Raw genomic sequence first — 16,628 nt, 5'->3', positions numbered from 1 at the left:
ACGGTGGACACCCTTGCCTTTAGCTAACAGTTCCTACTGCCAAGTCTGTAGTGGACTTTCACCACCAAGTTATCGCCCATGCCGGGCGCACATAAAAAAAGAACTCAACTGTTGAGTTCTTGAGTCATAACATCTCATGTCACAAAATAGTAAACGTTTTGAGAGATTATTATTGATTTCGTTCGTTATTTAAGAAATCTATAGCCTCTAATAAACTGCGGTAAGGTACGTGATGTCCTCCTGAAGGTTGCTCGCTATAACGAAAATGTTTTCCATGAGATTTTTTCAAATCTTCGGCCAGTAATCGATCATATTTAACTGGAACAACCTCATCTTTGCCACCATGAAAAATGAAGTAAGGTTTTTCTAGTATTTTATTCAAGTTTTCTGCTAACGAATAATGTCTCAAGTCACTGGCTAATCGGTCCATTTGGTCAAAATAATCGTCCCAAATTTCTTTCGGATACTTCTCTTTTCCACCATTTTCATATTGTTGGACTAGCATATCTTTACCGAACGAGACTGGATCTGGACAGCCTATAAAACTAGCTCCAGCTGTTACCCAATCATAAGTTGTCAAAAGCATGGAGGTGGTAAAGCCACCCATCGATATCCCACCAACCGTTATATCAGTGCCGTCATAACCATTTTCTTCCATATATTCTCTTAAAGTAGGCAACTCTTTGACATTTTGAAACAAAATACGATAAAAATCAGTTGTCCCCTCTAATGCTCTATTCTCCTGTTTCCGCTCACCATGCAACAATGCATCGGGCACAAAGACAGCATAACCATCTAATGCAAATACATAGGCTTGCGTCATTAAAGATTCCTTAGCATTTGTCCAACCATGGTAAAAAACCATAACGGGTGCGGATGATTTGACAATATCCTTGTCTTCCACAACTAAAAATGGGATATTTTTAGTTGTCTTTTTTTCGATAGTAATCACTATGGCTACACCTCTACTTTTATCTGATGACAACTAACTATATCGGTTAAATATATCGGTCATAAACTTTCTCTAAACGACATGACGTTTGAATGGATCGTCACTGATACCCTTCTCTAGGACATGCTTTGAAACTTCTTTAGCCGAAAATAAGGAATGATCGACATAGTTGCCACAACTAACCGCGGTAGTACCTTGAACATCTGACCATTCGATTGAAGAAACAATTTCTTCTAGTGAGGCCTTTAGTGCTACTGCTACATCATGAGCAGTTGGCTCACCCCACATAATCAAATGAAAACCCGTCCGTCAGCCAAACGGCGAACAATCAATCACACCTGGTAAGCGGTCTCTTAGTAAAGAAGCTAGTAGATGCTCGATGGTGTGTATCCCAGCAGTAGGGATTGCACTCACATTTGGTTGAATTAATCGTAGATCAAAATTACAAATGATGTCGCCTTGTGTTCCCTTTTCCGTACCAATCAATCGAACATATGGTGCCAAGACTTTCGTGTGATCTAAGGTAAAACTTTCAACTTTTGCCATTATAGGTCTCCGTTTCTTTGAGATTATTAATTTGCCAGAACTTCATCCACGCGATTTAAAAAATCGTCTTTGCCAAAAAAGTCTTTATTGAGTAATTCTGGAAATATATGTGCAAAAAAATATTTGACAGAGGGTCTTTCTTTAAAGGATTGAATAGTGGTTGACGCTTCTAAAAACATCTCTTGATAGACCGGTTCTGGATTGCTGTTCACAATTTCTTCAAAAGATTCATACAATAAATCAACCTTGTCAGCGATTGCCAGTAGCTGTCCCTCTACCGAATCATCCTTCGCCTCAAAAAGTCGCCTACGATAAATCATTTGGAACTCTTCTGGAATTTCCTGATCGATAAACTCAATCGTCATTCGTTCCTCTACTGTATGTAGCATTCCCCGTAATTGTTTATTGGCATATTTTACTGGTGTCTTAATATCCCCAATAAACCTTTCAGTATAATCGTGGTTCAAAGACTTTCCATAGAGTAATTTCCAGTTGATTTCAACACCATTTAATTCCTCAATATCCCCCAACACTTGTGCGATTGATGCTACCCTAAATGAATGCGCAGCAACCGTATGTTCTGTGAACTTAAAAAATCCTGGTGCCCTAGAAATCTTTTCTAAATTGCTAAGTCCCACAATATACTCGTTTAACCCCATCTTATCTCCTCCAATTTTTTATTCTCTATCATAAGCGTTCTTCAGTGATTAATCAACAGCCTCATCACTAATCGTTCAACAATCACACTTTGATATAATCAGATCTTAATAACCCCATAAAATAACTATCACGATAAGTGCCATTCGAGAAGAATTGCTCTTTCATGTTGCCTTCAATCTCAAAACCAATTTTTTTATAGATGTGGACTGCTGGGGCATTACTCGTATCAACATATAGATAGACTTTATGCATATTTAAAATTGAAAATGCATATTCAATCCCCTTTTTCAACGCTTGTTGCGCATAACCAAATCCTCTAAAATTTTCTAAGATAATAATCTGGATCTCACAATTACGATGGATAAAATCGATCCAAACTAACTCAACAACACCGGCAAAATTACCCTCTACATCAATCACAAAACGCCTTTCATGAGTATCATGAATATGTTTATCGTAAAGACTGATTAACTCATCTAACGACTCATATGGCTCTTCGAACCAATAAGCCATTGTATTTCTTTCATTATTGATCTCATGGATAAACTTTAAATCTTCTCGTTCCAGTGCTCTAATTTGCATCATTTAACGCTCCTAAATTCTTTTCCTTTTAGATATCGGTTTCTTTCTCCTGTTGCTCCTGTTTGTCTTGTTGCTTATATTGCCTTATTGCCTCATTCCCTTAATGTCACATATTATCGACTGTTAAAAATATCAACAGTTATCAAAACAGTCTGCTTTTCCGTGTCAATAGAGTGAAGTGACTAATTTAAATGATGTGACTGAAATGACTGAGGTGACTGTTTTGAATGCTGTTAATGATTTCAATCCCAAAATGTTGAACACTCTAATGACTTTGATAAGGCCTCACGAAACAAGGACATGAATGGTTTTTGGTAATTTGGTAGATACTGAGATATAGTAAATGCTTCAGCAAAAAACTCTCGTGTAGATTGTGCTGCGTAAGTACCCATTGTTTCCTTAATAAGACGTTTAAAATGCAAGCGATTCAACCCACTTTGTTTTAATAGAGACTGATAGACAGTTTCGTTTAGGGAATTAGGATGATAGATCAACGCATGATTAAATGCCTTTAAGGTTTTTACATCACGCTTATCGATTTCTCGTAAATTCTCATATTGTTCAGCTATCGCTTGTAGATTCTTATTTGTTTTTAGCATCTTGAATATACACTTTAAGTGCAACACTTAATCCTTAAAAAAGACCCCTAGCTAAATTCCAGTTAAAATAGGGTTGTCCACACTATTTGAAAGGAAGATAGCTATGAGCCACTATAACCATCTTACAATATTTGAACGAGAAAAACTATTTTTAATGTTCAACCAAGGTCATTCTATTCGCACTATTGCCGCTGCCGTCGACCGAAGTCCGTCAACGATCTCTAGAGAACTGAAACGTAATTTTAAGAAGGGGACTTATTCTCCTATCATTGCTCAGACGTTATATTCTTACAGAAAGCAAAACTGTGGGCGAAAGTTGATTTTGTCTAATCCCAAGGTTTGGAAAATCGTTCGAAGGCTATTCGTAGAAGAACAATGGTCACCTGAAGAGATTGCCTATCGATTGAAAGACGAACAGGTAGGTATCCATATAAGTTACCCTACCATTTATCGCGGAATCTACAGGGGTCTATTTGAAACAGAACCACTCAGTAAAGGAAACCGCGGGCTGGTTCGTTCTCTCAGACACCGTGGAAAAACTAGACATACGAAACATCATATTGAGAGAAGAGGTAAAATACAGATCTCTAATACGATTCATGAGCGTCCAGCTACTGCTAATGATCGTTCTGAAATTGGTCATTGGGAGGCAGACACAGTGGCTGGTAAGACGGGTGGTGCTTGTTTAGTTACGCTTACCGACCGTAGATCAAGATACTTGATGAGTGGAAAAATCGAGAAAAAACGATCTGAACTAGTCAGAGATAAGATGATTCATTTATTCTCTTCTATTGAATCTAATCAAGTAAAATCAATTACTCCAGACCGTGGTAAGGAGTTCTCAAAACATTGGGAAATCACTAAAGCTCTTAATAACGTCCCATTCTACTTTCCTGACCCACATGCTCCATGGCAACGAGGGACGAACGAAAACACTTACGGCCTATTAAGAGAGTATTTACCGAAAACAAAAGAGATGGATACGGTCACTGATCAGGTTGTAGATCAATATGTTCGTAAACTCAACTTACGCCCAAGGAAGTGTTTAAACTGGAAAACGCCCTATGAAGTATTTTTTGGTGTAGCGTTGCACTTAATTTGACAATTCAAGATATAAAAAGAGTTCAATAAGTGTGCAAATTCATGGTCGATTGTCGTTAATCCTGATTGATCTGCAATTAAGGGTGAGTTTCTCAACTGGTAGACACGGTGATGAATAGTAACCGACCTCACCTTAGTTTGAAACATATTATGGCTAAAGTTTAAATTGCTATCGAACAATCCATACTGTTTTCCTTTACGCATTCGCGAGACAACATTTGTTGCTTGATAAGCGAGATTACGTTTACTCTTGCGGTCAGTGATTCTGATGAGTCCTTTTGGCAAATCAAATTCGTGATGTAATAAAAGCAAACGTTCACTAATCTCATTGGCAAAGTGTGGTTCAATTCGCTTTAAATTGATACTCTTATACGGACTATCCAAACTAGACTCTTCAACGATTGATTTAATCATTGCTCATTAACCTCTCTACTTTCCCCTCTTTATAAGTAACTCTTAATAAGTAACTTTAATCCTGAATGATTCATAACTTTCTTTTATAAGGATAATTTCCTACTTTTAACCGTTTTTAGCTGTATACTATTTATTTTTAAGCCTATTGGCTTTAGTTTTTATCCTTTTTAACCCTCATGTAAGACATGTTACAGGTATTTAGCCAATTATGGGCGGACTTATCCCTTGGACTTACCCATTTTTTAATATTTCGAGCTAACAAACTAATTTTGGTAATTAGTCGATAGAATATTTTCTGATAGACATGACTAGTACTCATTTTTAAGTACAAACGTCGCCCTGTTTTAACGAGTTTTCCTGCAAATTTAAACAATTTCAATCTTAAAGAGTTAACCTGCATCGTTTGATTTTTTGGCTCTAAGCAGAATCTTTTCATGAGATTAACGAGGTTATAGGTTAAGGCACTAATCCATAAGCGACCAAAATTCTCTATAAAACCTAGACTGTCCGTTTTGCCCATAAAGAAACCATTCTTAGCTTCTTTAATATAATTTTCCATCTGACCACGCTTTTGATAAATAGAGAACACTGTTTGAGCGTTAACATTATCCGAAAGAGTGGTAACAATATAAGTGTGTTCAAATATTAATTCATTGGGGCGCCTAACAGATTTAATGCAAATGCGTCTCGGTTTTGTCCAACTCGCTGCTTGGTAAGTGGTCGAGTAGTAATAGGTTTCATCAGTTGTCCAATCCATGTCGTCATCAATCTTAATATAGCCTTCGGCTAACTTACCTAAAGCCCGATTGCTTTTCAAACGAATCACATAGTTAGCATCTTGTTGTTCACATAACTCATAAATTTCAGGTGTTGCAAAACCGCTATCTCCTCGGACTAAAATGGTTTTATCTAACGTCGGTTGGTGATAATGAGATAACAATGGCGAAAGAAATTTTGCAACATTGGTTGAAGTATAAACGTTACCTGGACGTAGTTCCGCACTTAAAAAATCGCCTGTTAGGCCATCAAACGCTACTAAAGGATGGTATCCAGTTGTGCCATAATGGGCATTGTAAGCTGTGCCTTCTTGCTGGCCATAGGTATCAAAGTGCGTTGAATCTACATCAATGATCAACTCAGAAGAATTCCTGAGAGGTTCGAAACGATTCAGTAACGCTAAATTCAATGTCGAAAAATCTTTGATAGTTTGTTCATCTATCTGCTTAAAAAAGCGTGAGATAGTTGGTTGGGAGGCAACCAAGTGGTTGGGAATAACGGAAAATACTTGATCTTTATTCAGATAATCAGCAGCTGAGTCTGTTGAATATCCGGCAGCTAATTGAAAAATAAGTTGTTCAAGGATATTAACATTGGAATGCTTAAAATGCTTGCGAAAGTCCTTAAAATGAAGGAGTTGACTTGCTAATGTTGAAAAATGAATGTGTTCCATAAACAATTTAAGCACTACTAATCCCGAATCGGTAAATAAAGTACCCCCATTATTTGAAATTGTTAATGAGGGATTGAAATTTGTTGGTATTTCGACTAATCTATTCATTGAGGACCTCTTTCTGTGGGTAGTTTTTTGTCGAATTAACCTTAACAGATTGAGGTTCTTTTTGCACCCTATGGGTGCTGAATGAATAGACTAAAAAAGTTTCTGGAACACTAATATACGTACATTGGTAATAAACTATGAATCATTCAGGTTGGTATATATTACATCAAGATAATGTATTTTTATTTAAAATTTAATATATATTGGGTTGCTATTCACAAGTAAATTTACAACAAGAATAATTATTTCATTTACAGAATTCGCTTTTTAATACAAAGAATGTTATACTAATTAATACGCGAAAGATATTTTTTATGCAAGAATTTAATTTGTTTTGATGAAATTTAATCAAACTGGCGTAACTAAAGGGTTACAAGGATATATTAGAGGTTATGGGAATATATCGTTTAAATGAGAAAGAATTAATTTTAAGTAATAGTTACAAGAAAGAACTTTAGAATAATAATATTGAATAGTTAGGTAGCCTTCTCTTTATTGAGAGGGCTATTGTCTATTTAACAGATTGTTTAGACAAAAAAAGCAAAGTGGCTAGTTAGCACACTTTGCTTTTTTTCTTATACTTTTCCTTGTAAAGATTGCAGGCGGTACATATCGTAATATGTTCCTTCTAATTTAATCAGTTCATCATGATGACCTTGTTCGATAACACGGCCTTTGTGCAGAACGTAGATTTTGTCAGCATCTTTGATTGTTGAAAGTCGGTGGGCAATGACAATTAATGTCGCTTGCTCTCGAATCTTTTCAAGACTTTGTTGTATATACTGCTCCGTCTCCGTATCAATATTGGCCGTAGCTTCGTCTAAAATTAAAATTCGCGGATTTCGAATAATCGTACGTGCAATATTAATTAACTGCTTCTGACCAGCTGATAGTGAAGTTCCCCCCTCACTGATGTGAGAACGATAACCATCTTCCATTGATTTAATAAAGTGATCTGCTCCAGTAAATTCTGCAGCTTCTCTCACTTCTTCATCTGAATAGTTTCCATGTAAACGAATATTGTCATAGAAATTACCATAGAACATGAACGCATCTTGTTGGACTAAGCCGATTTGAGAGCGAATACTTCGTTTGGTGTAACCACGAATATCTTCTTTATCAACGGAAATTAATCCTTGTTGGTATTCGTAGAATCGCATTAACAGATTAATGATTGTACTCTTTCCAGATCCGGTATGACCAACAATCGCAATCATTTCTCCCGGAGACACTTCTAAATCGATATCTTTCAATACAACATTTTTACCATCATACGAGAAATACAAATCATCAATGTTAATCTGACCATCAATCAATGAATCCACTGCATTCGCATTTGGTTGAGGTTCTGTATTCTCATTTGCTAGTAAAGCCATCCCGCGAGAGGCTGAAACTAGCCCATCTTGGTAAATACTCAAGCTGTCTAACATCCCTCCAATTGGATGGAAGAATGACTTAGAATAAGACGTAAAAGCGTAAATAATCCCAATATCAACGACTGAACCCGAAAGTAATTGCGCAGCAAAGATCCAGATGACAATGACCAACACAATTTGTTCAATAAGGTTAATGGCAGGCATTAATAGCACAGCATTCATCTTGAACATATTAGTTCTAGCCACTAAGTATTCCTGGTTTACTTCATCGAATTCTTCTTTCATTCGCTGGGTCTGATTGAATTGTTGAATGAGCCACATCCCCATTGTTGACTCACTTAAGCGCGCATTCACCTTACTTAACGCTTGGCGCATACGACGGTAGATGACAGTACTAATCTTTTGGTAGACGTATATCAAGATGAATATGACGGGGATAAAGGCCATGAAGACCCAAGACATTGATACACTAAGTGAAAACATCGCTACCGCAATCATCGTTGCATTAATAAAACCATCGAAAAATGTTAAAAACACATTCCAAAATTCTTTAATTGTCTCGGTATCATTCGTCACACGTGAGACAACTTCACCATTAGGTGTTTTGTTAAAGTAATCTAAACTTAATTTCCCTAATTTGTGGTACAAATTATTTCGCATATTCGCTACCGTATGCTCGGATGCTAATTTAAAAGTGTAATCTTTAACGTAGACAATGACCATTCTTAAAAGTAATAAAACAAGGTACGTTCCAGCTACTTGTAAAGTAATTTGGATTGTTGCTGAACTTGTCGATAAGTACTCATCAATATATTGTTGAATAATAATAGGTAAGTAAGCTGATAAAGCAGAAGCAATAACCATCATAACAATAGATAAGATAAACCATTTAGTTTCAGATTTCGCAAATGAGAATAAATAACGTAATATGTTCCATTGCTCTTTTAGTGAGAAGCTTGTTTTTCTTTGTTTCGTATTACTCATTGTCTTCCCCACTTTCTGAAATTTTCTGATCTAATTGTTGTTGACGGAACATATTGTCATACCAACCTTCTAACGAGAGTAACCGCTCATGAGTTCCTCGTTCGCTAATATGCCCATTATCTAAGACTAGGATCTCATCTGCACGCATAATTGAACTTAATCGATGAGTCGCTATGATTGTGATCCCTTTTTGACGGAATTCACGTAAGTTCGTTAATATCCTTTGTTCTGTCTTAGCATCCACAGCGGAAAGCGCATCATCCATAATTAATATTTCTGGATTCATCGCTAATGTTCGAGCGATTGAAATCCGTTGCTTCTGCCCACCAGATAAACTCACACCGCGTTCTCCAACCAAGGTATCGTAACCATCTGAGAAAGTTAGGATGTCTTCATGAACATCTGCAACCTTTGCATAATATTCGACTTCTTCTTGTGTCATATTTGGACGACCGAAGCGAATGTTCTCTCGGATTGTCGTTGAGAAAAGTAAGTTGTTCTGTGAAATATACCCAACTCGATCATTTAATTCTGTCATATCAATCTTATTCAGTGGTGTGTTATCAATAAGGATTTCTCCAGATTCAACATCAAAATTTCGCACTAATAAGTTAAACAAGGAACTCTTTCCAGACCCTGTTCGGCCAACAATGCCTAAAGTATCCCCTTCTTCCAGTTTAAAGTGAATATCACTTAAAATTTCTACTTCTGAATCTGGATAACTAAAGGTATTAATATTTACTTTTAAATCATTATATTCTAAGTTTTTAACAGGATTGGGATCATTGACGACACTTGCTTTTTCAGATAGCAAATCAGTTACTCGATCATAACTCGCATTCCCGCGCTCCATTGTATTCACTAATCTTCCAACAGCTAATAATGGCCAAGTCATATTTCCTAAATAACTTAGGTAAGCGATTAAGTCTCCTAAAGTAATACGACCATTTTGGATAAAGTATGTCCCAAAAAAGATCGTTAATACATAAGTTAAACCAGTAATCACATCGATGACAGGCGTATAAGCCGAATCAATTCGGAATACTTTCTTGTTCTTTTCAACGACATTGTCCGTTTCTTTAACAAAATCTAGGTAATCCTCTTCCTCTTCCTCTTCACCGAAAGCTTTAATCACTTTCATTCCGGAGACACTCTCTTGTACATGATCATTCATATCAGAGAAAGCTTTTAATGACCCTCTAAAATACTTATTAATTAATTTTCCTAAATATTGGGCAACAAAAATCAATAATGGGAAAGGTAAAATAGTAAACAAGGTCAATTGCCAGTCAATAATAAAAATCATTGAAAACAAAGTCACGACAGTGATTGATAAGGAATCAGTTAAAGTAATAATTCCCCCACCAGCAACAAAGCGTAAAGCAGCTAAGTCATTCGTCGCATGTGCCATTAAATCACCAGTACGATATTGCCCGTAAAACTTCTGATCCATCTTAGTAAAATGATCAAACAAACGGTTACGCATAATCGCTTCTAACAATGTTGAATTCCCAAACAAATTACTGCGCCACATGTATCTTAATCCATACATAAGTAAGCCAATACCAAGGAGTAATCCAGTCTGTTGTATTAAGTGGTCCCAAGTAATAGTCCCGGTTGCCATTGAATCGACTAATCCTCCGATAATTAATGGGATAATCGCTGATAAGATGGCACAGGTAGTTAAGCCACCTATGGCAAGTGCATAGGTTTTCCATCTCAGTTTAAAGAACCATGCTAATTTTTTGAATATTGCAAACATATTAACCTCACTTCAATCTATGAAAATTCTTAAAACGCAGTATATTAATTATAGTCAAAATAGTGTTTTAATGTCAATGATGGCTCCTTTTTTCATCAGATTTGTTCTTCCAATTATATATAGAAAACGCAATTCAAAAACTTGTATTTATTAAAATCTAGTGATAACATACTTATTGTTCATATTTTTTCAAAGGAGAGGATCAGTGACTAAAATTATTTTATCAGATATCAGATGGGATTATATTTTTAATCCCCAACTTGCGCTTGAAAGTATCCCTTTTGTACTCGAAGGGCTTAGTTATACGATTGCTATCTCACTGTTAAGTTTCATCCTGAGTCTTATCGGAGGAACAATCCTTGCCCTTATGCGAATCTCAAGATCAAGGCTACTTAGAATCCTCGCTCGGTTCTATGTTTCTTTCTTCAGAGGTGTGCCAGTACTCGTGACCTTATTCTTTTTATACTTTGGTCTCCCTTTAGCCAATCTTATGCTGACAGCTATTCAAGCTTCGGTCCTTGGCTTTGGACTAACAAGCAGTGCTTACAGTTCTGAGATTATTCGCTCAGCTATTGAAAGCATCGACAAGGGTCAGTGGGAAGCTGCTCAGTCTTTGGGATTGAATCGACGAAAAGTTTTGAGAAAAATTATTTTCCCTCAAGCCACTCGTATTGCGATTCCTGCCTTGAGTAACGTCTTATTGGACTTGGTAAAAGGAAGCTCACTGACAGCCATGATTACTGTTCCAGAAATCTTCCAAAAAGCTAAAATTGTCGGTGGAGCTAATAATGACTATATGACCATGTACTTTCTTATCGCAATTATTTATTGGATTATCTGTGTTATTTATGGTTTCTTACAAGATTACTTAGAGCGACTATATAAGCCAGATCAGATAACTCCCCCTAGCAAACGCATGTCTCCTTAGAATTAAAAATGATTGGAGTAAAAAATGTTCAAAAAATTCTTTAGTGCATTAGTTATCGTTTCACTTTTCTTCACACAATTCACGGCTGTCTCAGCTCAAGAAGATGATTCCTTAAGTCGCGTAGAAGAAAGAGGTCATCTCATCGCAGCCATATCAGGTACGCTCTACCCTAGTGGTTATTATAATGAGGACAACGAATTAGTTGGATATAATATTGATATAATTCGTGAGGTAGCTGATCGCCTAGGTCTTGAAGTTGAGTTCATGGAGATGGGTGTTGACGGAATGTTAACATCTGTGAAGTCAGGTCAAGTTGACTTGGTCGCTGAAGGAGTTCAACCCACTGCTGAACGTGAGAAAGATTTCTTAATCGGTGAACCTATTAAATACAGTTTCACTTCGATCGTTGTCCGTTTATCTGATAATTCAGGTATTGAATCGATTGAAGACTTTGCTGGTAAAAAAGCTGCTGGTGGAGCGACAACCAACTATATGCAAGTAGCCGCTCAATTAGGAGCTGAACTTGTGACTTATGACAACGCAACAAACGATCAATATTTCCTAGATGTTGCGAATGGACGTACTGACTTCATCCCTAATGACTACTACTTACAAAAGACTTCTATTGATTTCTTTAGCGACTTAGGTGTTAAACTTGGGAATGTATTCTACAACCCTTCATTCAGTGCCTTCGTCTATAATAATGAATCAAACGCGCTTCAAGAAGCTATTGATGCTGTCTTAGTTGAGATGAAAGAAGATGGCACTTTAGCAGAGATCTCCGCTCAATACTTTAATGGTGATGATGTGTCCGTTGAACAAGAAGAAATCAACGGCATCAAAATTAGTGACCTTCCAGTAATTGAGTTAGAAGACTAATCTACGAATGAAAACACCTGAGACAATGATGTTCTTAGGTGTTTTTCTTTCTAACTATCTTATAAAAATTTTGATATAATTAATCTATCAAGATGATAGGAGGATCACTATGAGCTCACTATGGAAGAAAACATTAGGTATCGCGGGTGTAGTAATTCCAACTTGGTTAGCAATCTATGCATGGCCACCTAAAGAAAAAACGACACCCTTTAATTATGAGAAACAAGACAGACCCTTAAATATAGCCCACCGCGGAGGTTGTGCCCTGGCACCTGAGGAAACCTTAGAAGCATTCGCTAGGTCTGCACAAGCCGGAGCAGACATGTTCGAGTATGATGTTCATATTACCAAAGATGGATATCTCATTGCCAGTCATGACCCTACTGTCGATAGAATTACAGATGGGAGTGGCTATATTAACCAACTCACTTTAACTGAGATTAAATCGTTCGATGCGGGTGTAACATTCCAAGATTTAGAAGGTAATTATCCTTATCAAGATCAAGGTGTTCAACTAGCAACTGTCGAAGAGATATTCTTATTATTCCCTCACACACCTGCTGTCATTGAATTAAAAGATACTAATGACCCAGCGCTTTACGAAGACTTAATTCAAGAGATGTGGCGTCTAATTCAAAAGTACCATATGGAAGATAAAGTCGTTATAGGCAGTTTCGACCATAAGATTAACAGACGCTTCAAAGAAGTATCTCAAGGTCAAGTAGCTATTGGTGCCGGTGTCAGTGAAGCAACCTCTTATTTAACAAAGATGATTTTAAGACTGAATGGGCTTGCACATACAGATGCTCAAGCTTTCCAACTACCAACGACCCAACATGGGTTAGACTTGACGCAGAAAAATATCATTAACGGCTCACGTCAACGCGGACTAGATGTTTATTACTGGACGATTAATGACGAAGGAACTATGCGTGATTTGATTGCTAAAGGCGTTGATGGGATTATGACAGATAATCCTGAGTTGTTGGAGAAAGTGTTGAATGAGGGTTAGAATCACAAAAAATAGGCTGGATGACAAATTTCATGTCATCCAGCCTATTTCCTTTAATATTTCTTATTCCCAGCAGTAAGGTCCTGACTTTTCCCGGCGTCTTCGACTTGGAAAAAGCCTAGTACTCTTTGCAGGTATAACACCAACATTTTCTCTTCAAGAAAATTGGTGTTACTCCCACTCAATTGTTGAAGGTGGTTTACCTGTCACATCATACACTACGCGGTTAACGTGAGGGATTTCATTGACAATTCGTTTACTAATTTCATGTAATACATCCCATGGAATGCGAGCGAACTCACTAGTCATTCCGTCAATCGACGTTACTGCACGAATTCCGACCATATGATCGTATGTACGGCCATCTCCCATAACCCCAACACTTCTTACGTTTGGTAAAGTCGTAAAGTATTGCCAGATATCACGGTCTAAACCATGTTTAGCAATTTCTTCACGTAAGATTGCGTCAGATTCACGAACGATTTCAACTTTTTCTTCAGTAATTTCACCTAACACACGAATTCCTAATCCTGGTCCAGGGAATGGTTGACGCCAAACGATTGAATCTGGCATACCTAAAGCCGTTCCTAAAGCACGGACTTCATCTTTGAATAATGTGTTTAGCAGTTCAATTAATTCAAACTGCATATCTTCTGGTAAACCTCCCACATTGTGGTGAGATTTAATTGTTTGAGCCGTTTTCGTTCCAGATTCAATAATATCTGTATAAAGTGTTCCTTGAGCTAAGAAGTCAATTCCTTCTAACTTAGTCGCTTCATCATCGAAGACATAAATAAATTCATTCCCGATGATTTTACGTTTTTCTTCTGGATCGCTTACTCCTTCTAATTTAGAAAAGAATCTCTCTTTAGCATCAATACGGATAATGTTTAAGCCGAATTCTTCTAAAGCTGCCATCACGTGGTCACCTTCGTTTTTACGAAGTAATCCATGATCGACAAAGATACAGACTAATTGCTCGCCAATTGCTTTTTGTAAAAGCACACCAACGACACTTGAATCAACTCCACCTGATAAAGCTAATAATACTTTACGGTCGCCAACAAGTTCACGCACTTTCGCAATCTCAATATCAATAAAGTTCTCCATTGACCATTCTCCAGAAACGTTACAAATATTGAAGATGAAGTTACGTAACATGTCATTTCCATGAACACTTGCACGAACTTCTGGGTGGAATTGAACACCATAAATTTGACGTTCTGTATTCTCAAACGCAGCAATCGGTGTACTTTCATTACTTGCTGTGACAGTAAAGCCTTCGGGTACTTTTGTAATTAAATCCGAATGACTCATTAAAACTGTTTCAGTTTCTTCTAAATCTTCAAAGATTCCCGCTTCATTATTACTGATGTTAATTGGCATTTGGCCATATTCACGTTTGTTTGAACCTTCAACTTCTCCGCCAAATAATTTAGTTGTTAATTGCATTCCGTAACAAATTCCAAATACTGGAAGACCTAAATCATAAATAGCTGGATCAATATCAAATGAGCCTGGAGCATAGACACTATGAGGCCCTCCTGAAAGGATAATCCCTTTAACGCCAGTCATTTCTTTTATTTCTTCAGCCGTTGTGTCATTGGGTAATAATTCACTGAATACTCCAAATTCACGGATACGTCTTGTAATTAATTGATTGTATTGACTTCCGAAGTCTAATACAACGATTTTCTCAATATCTAATAAATTTGTTTCCATGCAATTCTCCTTTTTTAATCAATATTTACGTACGTAAACATTGTCAATCGAATGATTTTTTCCTTTATATAAGATTACATCAGCCCGACCTCTTGTTGGTTGAATATGTTGAACAAGGTTGGTTAAGTTAATTGTATACCAAATTTCATTCCCGTAGTCTTCCACTTTTTCAGATGGCCATTTGGTAATTTCATAGAAATAGTTCGTTGGATCATCTTTCGCTGATTCCATGTGCATCTTGAACCGGTCCATAAACCAGGTTTTAATATGAAGTGGATCGGCATCTATATAGATTGAAAAATCAAAAAACTCATTCATATACGTTTGTTGGTTTTCCGGTAGTTGAAAGGCATTAATTCCTTCAACAATTAAGATATCAGGTTTCTTCATAACTTGAACTTCTCCTGGTACTATATCATAGATTTCATGTGAATATGTCGGATATTCAACATCCTCTACCCCAATTTTTACCTTACTCATAAACTCTAGTAAACGAGGCATGTCATAACTTTCCGGGAATCCTTTCCGTTTCATTATTCCACGTCGTTCTAGTTCTTCATTTGGGTATAGAAATCCATCGGTTGTCACTAATTCAATCCGCTTCTCAGGATAGTATTTCTGAAGCAAGCGCTGAAGTACTCTCGCTGAAGTACTCTTTCCTACTGCGACACTTCCGGATACACCAATCATGAATGTATTATTCTCAAATGAACTTTTCTCACCGATAATATCAAAGAATTTATCACGTTCTACTTCATATTCATCTTTGTTCTTAAGCATTACATCAATATAATGAACTAGTGGGACGTAGACTTCTTTCACATCTTGTTGTGATAATCGGTCGTTTAAGGAAACCAATTCTTCCAATCCTACAATTGGTTTTAGGTTTCCTTTCATTTGGTTAAATCGTTCCCATTCTTTTCTAGAATAATGTGTAAATAATTCGCTAGTCAAATGACCACTCCTTAGACTTTACTTTAATTATAAGTATTTTAGCACTCTCCAGGAATAGTTTAAAGGCTTGAAAGAAACCATTTTCATAAATTTTACTAACAACGACTATAACTTCTAATTATCCACTCAAAAAAAGCGTGATGATTAAAGCTTCGGGACGATTTATTGCAAAAACTGTTGAATATTATATAATTAAACTATCAATTCGATTGAATTTCTTAGTGTATTAATTTTAGAATTTTACCACGGTTAAAAGTAATACACAATAAAACTCCGATAAATAAACTAGAAATTCGAGTGAATGTTCGGGTTTTAGCTTATCTCATTCGATATTTTTATAGATACATTTAATTAAAATATATAGAAATAGTCACTTTTTTTAACACTATTCCTTATGGAAATGCTTACTAAAGGTTGTATTCTAATAGTATTTATGTAAAATAATAATGTGATATAATAATAATATTTTATATATTTGATTTGTCAAATTAAGCTAGACAAAACTGCTTCATCTAAGTAACTCAAAAATACTTCCAACGGTGTTCGGTAGTGTAAGGATTTCCGTGGAATCGTGTTCCGTTTGTGTGCAATCGATGACA

13 protein-coding genes and 3 pseudogenes are annotated in these 16,628 nt (G+C 36.5%); 4 read left to right on the top strand and 12 right to left on the bottom strand.

The features are described from left to right. Positions 1-169: 169 nt before the first annotated feature. The 5 genes and pseudogenes from ACEN3Z_RS09870 to ACEN3Z_RS09850 form a co-directional block, all read right to left on the bottom strand. Positions 170-985 carry an alpha/beta fold hydrolase gene (locus tag ACEN3Z_RS09870; RefSeq protein WP_407090718.1) on the bottom strand — a complete coding sequence of 272 codons (816 nt, stop codon included), beginning with the start codon at positions 983-985 and terminating at the stop codon, positions 170-172. A 39-nt stretch (positions 986-1,024) separates the two neighbouring features. Further along, positions 1,025-1,498: pseudogene (locus ACEN3Z_RS09865) on the bottom strand (S-ribosylhomocysteine lyase). Between the two features lie 26 nt (positions 1,499-1,524). Continuing rightward, complete coding sequence (locus ACEN3Z_RS09860; protein ID WP_407090717.1) at positions 1,525-2,157, bottom strand: YfbR-like 5'-deoxynucleotidase; 633 nt, start codon at positions 2,155-2,157, stop codon at positions 1,525-1,527. A gap of 82 nt (positions 2,158-2,239) precedes the next feature. Next, positions 2,240-2,740 carry a GNAT family N-acetyltransferase gene (locus tag ACEN3Z_RS09855; protein ID WP_407090720.1) on the bottom strand — a complete coding sequence of 167 codons (501 nt, stop codon included), beginning with the start codon at positions 2,738-2,740 and terminating at the stop codon, positions 2,240-2,242. 242 nt (positions 2,741-2,982) lie between these two features. Next, the gene (locus ACEN3Z_RS09850; RefSeq protein WP_407090716.1) at positions 2,983-3,339 is read right to left on the bottom strand and encodes a hypothetical protein; all 357 of its coding nucleotides are present in this window, start codon (positions 3,337-3,339) and stop codon (positions 2,983-2,985) included. A gap of 97 nt (positions 3,340-3,436) precedes the next feature. On the opposite strand from ACEN3Z_RS09850, the gene ACEN3Z_RS09845 reads away from it, so the two are divergent. Then, positions 3,437-4,441, top strand: a complete 1,005-nt coding sequence (locus ACEN3Z_RS09845; protein WP_407090719.1) for an IS30 family transposase — start codon at positions 3,437-3,439, stop codon at positions 4,439-4,441. Here ACEN3Z_RS09845 and ACEN3Z_RS09840 read toward each other — a convergent pair. The 4 genes and pseudogenes from ACEN3Z_RS09840 to ACEN3Z_RS09825 form a co-directional block, all read right to left on the bottom strand. Beyond that, a complete protein-coding gene (locus tag ACEN3Z_RS09840) occupies positions 4,402-4,854 on the bottom strand; it encodes a hypothetical protein (RefSeq protein WP_407090715.1) in 453 nt (150 codons plus the stop codon). The genes ACEN3Z_RS09845 and ACEN3Z_RS09840 overlap by 40 nt on opposite strands. A 232-nt stretch (positions 4,855-5,086) precedes the next feature. After that, positions 5,087-6,412: pseudogene (locus ACEN3Z_RS09835) on the bottom strand (IS1380 family transposase); the annotation flags it as partial. A gap of 575 nt (positions 6,413-6,987) precedes the next feature. Continuing rightward, on the bottom strand, positions 6,988-8,772 hold the full coding sequence (locus tag ACEN3Z_RS09830; RefSeq protein ID WP_407090714.1) for an ABC transporter ATP-binding protein: 1,785 nt from the start codon (positions 8,770-8,772) through the stop codon (positions 6,988-6,990). After that, complete coding sequence (locus ACEN3Z_RS09825; RefSeq protein WP_407090713.1) at positions 8,765-10,534, bottom strand: ABC transporter ATP-binding protein; 1,770 nt, start codon at positions 10,532-10,534, stop codon at positions 8,765-8,767. The genes ACEN3Z_RS09830 and ACEN3Z_RS09825 overlap by 8 nt, the downstream gene beginning before the upstream one ends. 214 nt (positions 10,535-10,748) lie before the next feature. Here ACEN3Z_RS09825 and ACEN3Z_RS09820 point away from each other — a divergent pair, with 214 nt between their 5' ends. From ACEN3Z_RS09820 to ACEN3Z_RS09810, 3 genes are all read left to right on the top strand, one after another. After that, a complete protein-coding gene (locus ACEN3Z_RS09820) occupies positions 10,749-11,462 on the top strand; it encodes an amino acid ABC transporter permease (RefSeq protein WP_235888765.1) in 714 nt (237 codons plus the stop codon). 24 nt (positions 11,463-11,486) lie between these two features. Continuing rightward, positions 11,487-12,341 (top strand): transporter substrate-binding domain-containing protein, encoded by an 855-nt coding sequence (locus ACEN3Z_RS09815; RefSeq protein WP_138404122.1) that lies wholly within the window; start codon positions 11,487-11,489, stop codon positions 12,339-12,341. A 109-nt stretch (positions 12,342-12,450) separates the two neighbouring features. Continuing rightward, entirely contained in the window at positions 12,451-13,353 is a 903-nt protein-coding gene (locus ACEN3Z_RS09810; protein WP_407090712.1) for a glycerophosphodiester phosphodiesterase, read from the top strand. A 171-nt stretch (positions 13,354-13,524) separates the two neighbouring features. Here ACEN3Z_RS09810 and guaA read toward each other — a convergent pair whose 3' ends face one another. The 3 genes and pseudogenes from guaA to ACEN3Z_RS09795 all read right to left on the bottom strand — a co-directional run. Then, on the bottom strand, positions 13,525-15,075 hold the full coding sequence (guaA, locus tag ACEN3Z_RS09805; protein ID WP_407090711.1) for a glutamine-hydrolyzing GMP synthase: 1,551 nt from the start codon (positions 15,073-15,075) through the stop codon (positions 13,525-13,527). 18 nt (positions 15,076-15,093) lie between these two features. Continuing rightward, positions 15,094-16,029 carry a type I pantothenate kinase gene (coaA, locus tag ACEN3Z_RS09800; RefSeq protein WP_138404119.1) on the bottom strand — a complete coding sequence of 312 codons (936 nt, stop codon included), beginning with the start codon at positions 16,027-16,029 and terminating at the stop codon, positions 15,094-15,096. Positions 16,030-16,512: 483 nt separating this feature from the next. Further along, positions 16,513-16,628: pseudogene (locus ACEN3Z_RS09795) on the bottom strand (IS30 family transposase); the annotation flags it as partial.

The sequence above is a fragment of the Ruoffia sp. FAM 26254 genome, from assembly GCF_045528545.1.
Taxonomy (GTDB): Bacteria; Bacillota; Bacilli; order Lactobacillales; family Aerococcaceae; genus Ruoffia; species Ruoffia halotolerans.
This window is presented reverse-complemented; position numbering and strand designations above follow the sequence as displayed.

Excerpts from the sequence above, each read along its gene's own strand:
- ACEN3Z_RS09860 (WP_407090717.1), bottom strand. The coding sequence starts at position 2,157 with ATGGGGTTAAACGAGTATATTGTGGGACTTAGCAATTTAGAAAAGATT.
- ACEN3Z_RS09855 (WP_407090720.1), bottom strand. The coding sequence starts at position 2,740 with ATGCAAATTAGAGCACTGGAACGAGAAGATTTAAAGTTTATCCATGAG.
- ACEN3Z_RS09850 (WP_407090716.1), bottom strand. The coding sequence starts at position 3,339 with ATGCTAAAAACAAATAAGAATCTACAAGCGATAGCTGAACAATATGAG.
- ACEN3Z_RS09840 (WP_407090715.1), bottom strand. The coding sequence starts at position 4,854 with ATGATTAAATCAATCGTTGAAGAGTCTAGTTTGGATAGTCCGTATAAG.
- ACEN3Z_RS09830 (WP_407090714.1), bottom strand. The coding sequence starts at position 8,772 with ATGAGTAATACGAAACAAAGAAAAACAAGCTTCTCACTAAAAGAGCAA.
- ACEN3Z_RS09825 (WP_407090713.1), bottom strand. The coding sequence starts at position 10,534 with ATGTTTGCAATATTCAAAAAATTAGCATGGTTCTTTAAACTGAGATGG.
- ACEN3Z_RS09815 (WP_138404122.1), top strand. The coding sequence starts at position 11,487 with ATGTTCAAAAAATTCTTTAGTGCATTAGTTATCGTTTCACTTTTCTTC.
- ACEN3Z_RS09810 (WP_407090712.1), top strand. The coding sequence starts at position 12,451 with ATGAGCTCACTATGGAAGAAAACATTAGGTATCGCGGGTGTAGTAATT.
- guaA (WP_407090711.1), bottom strand. The coding sequence starts at position 15,075 with ATGGAAACAAATTTATTAGATATTGAGAAAATCGTTGTATTAGACTTC.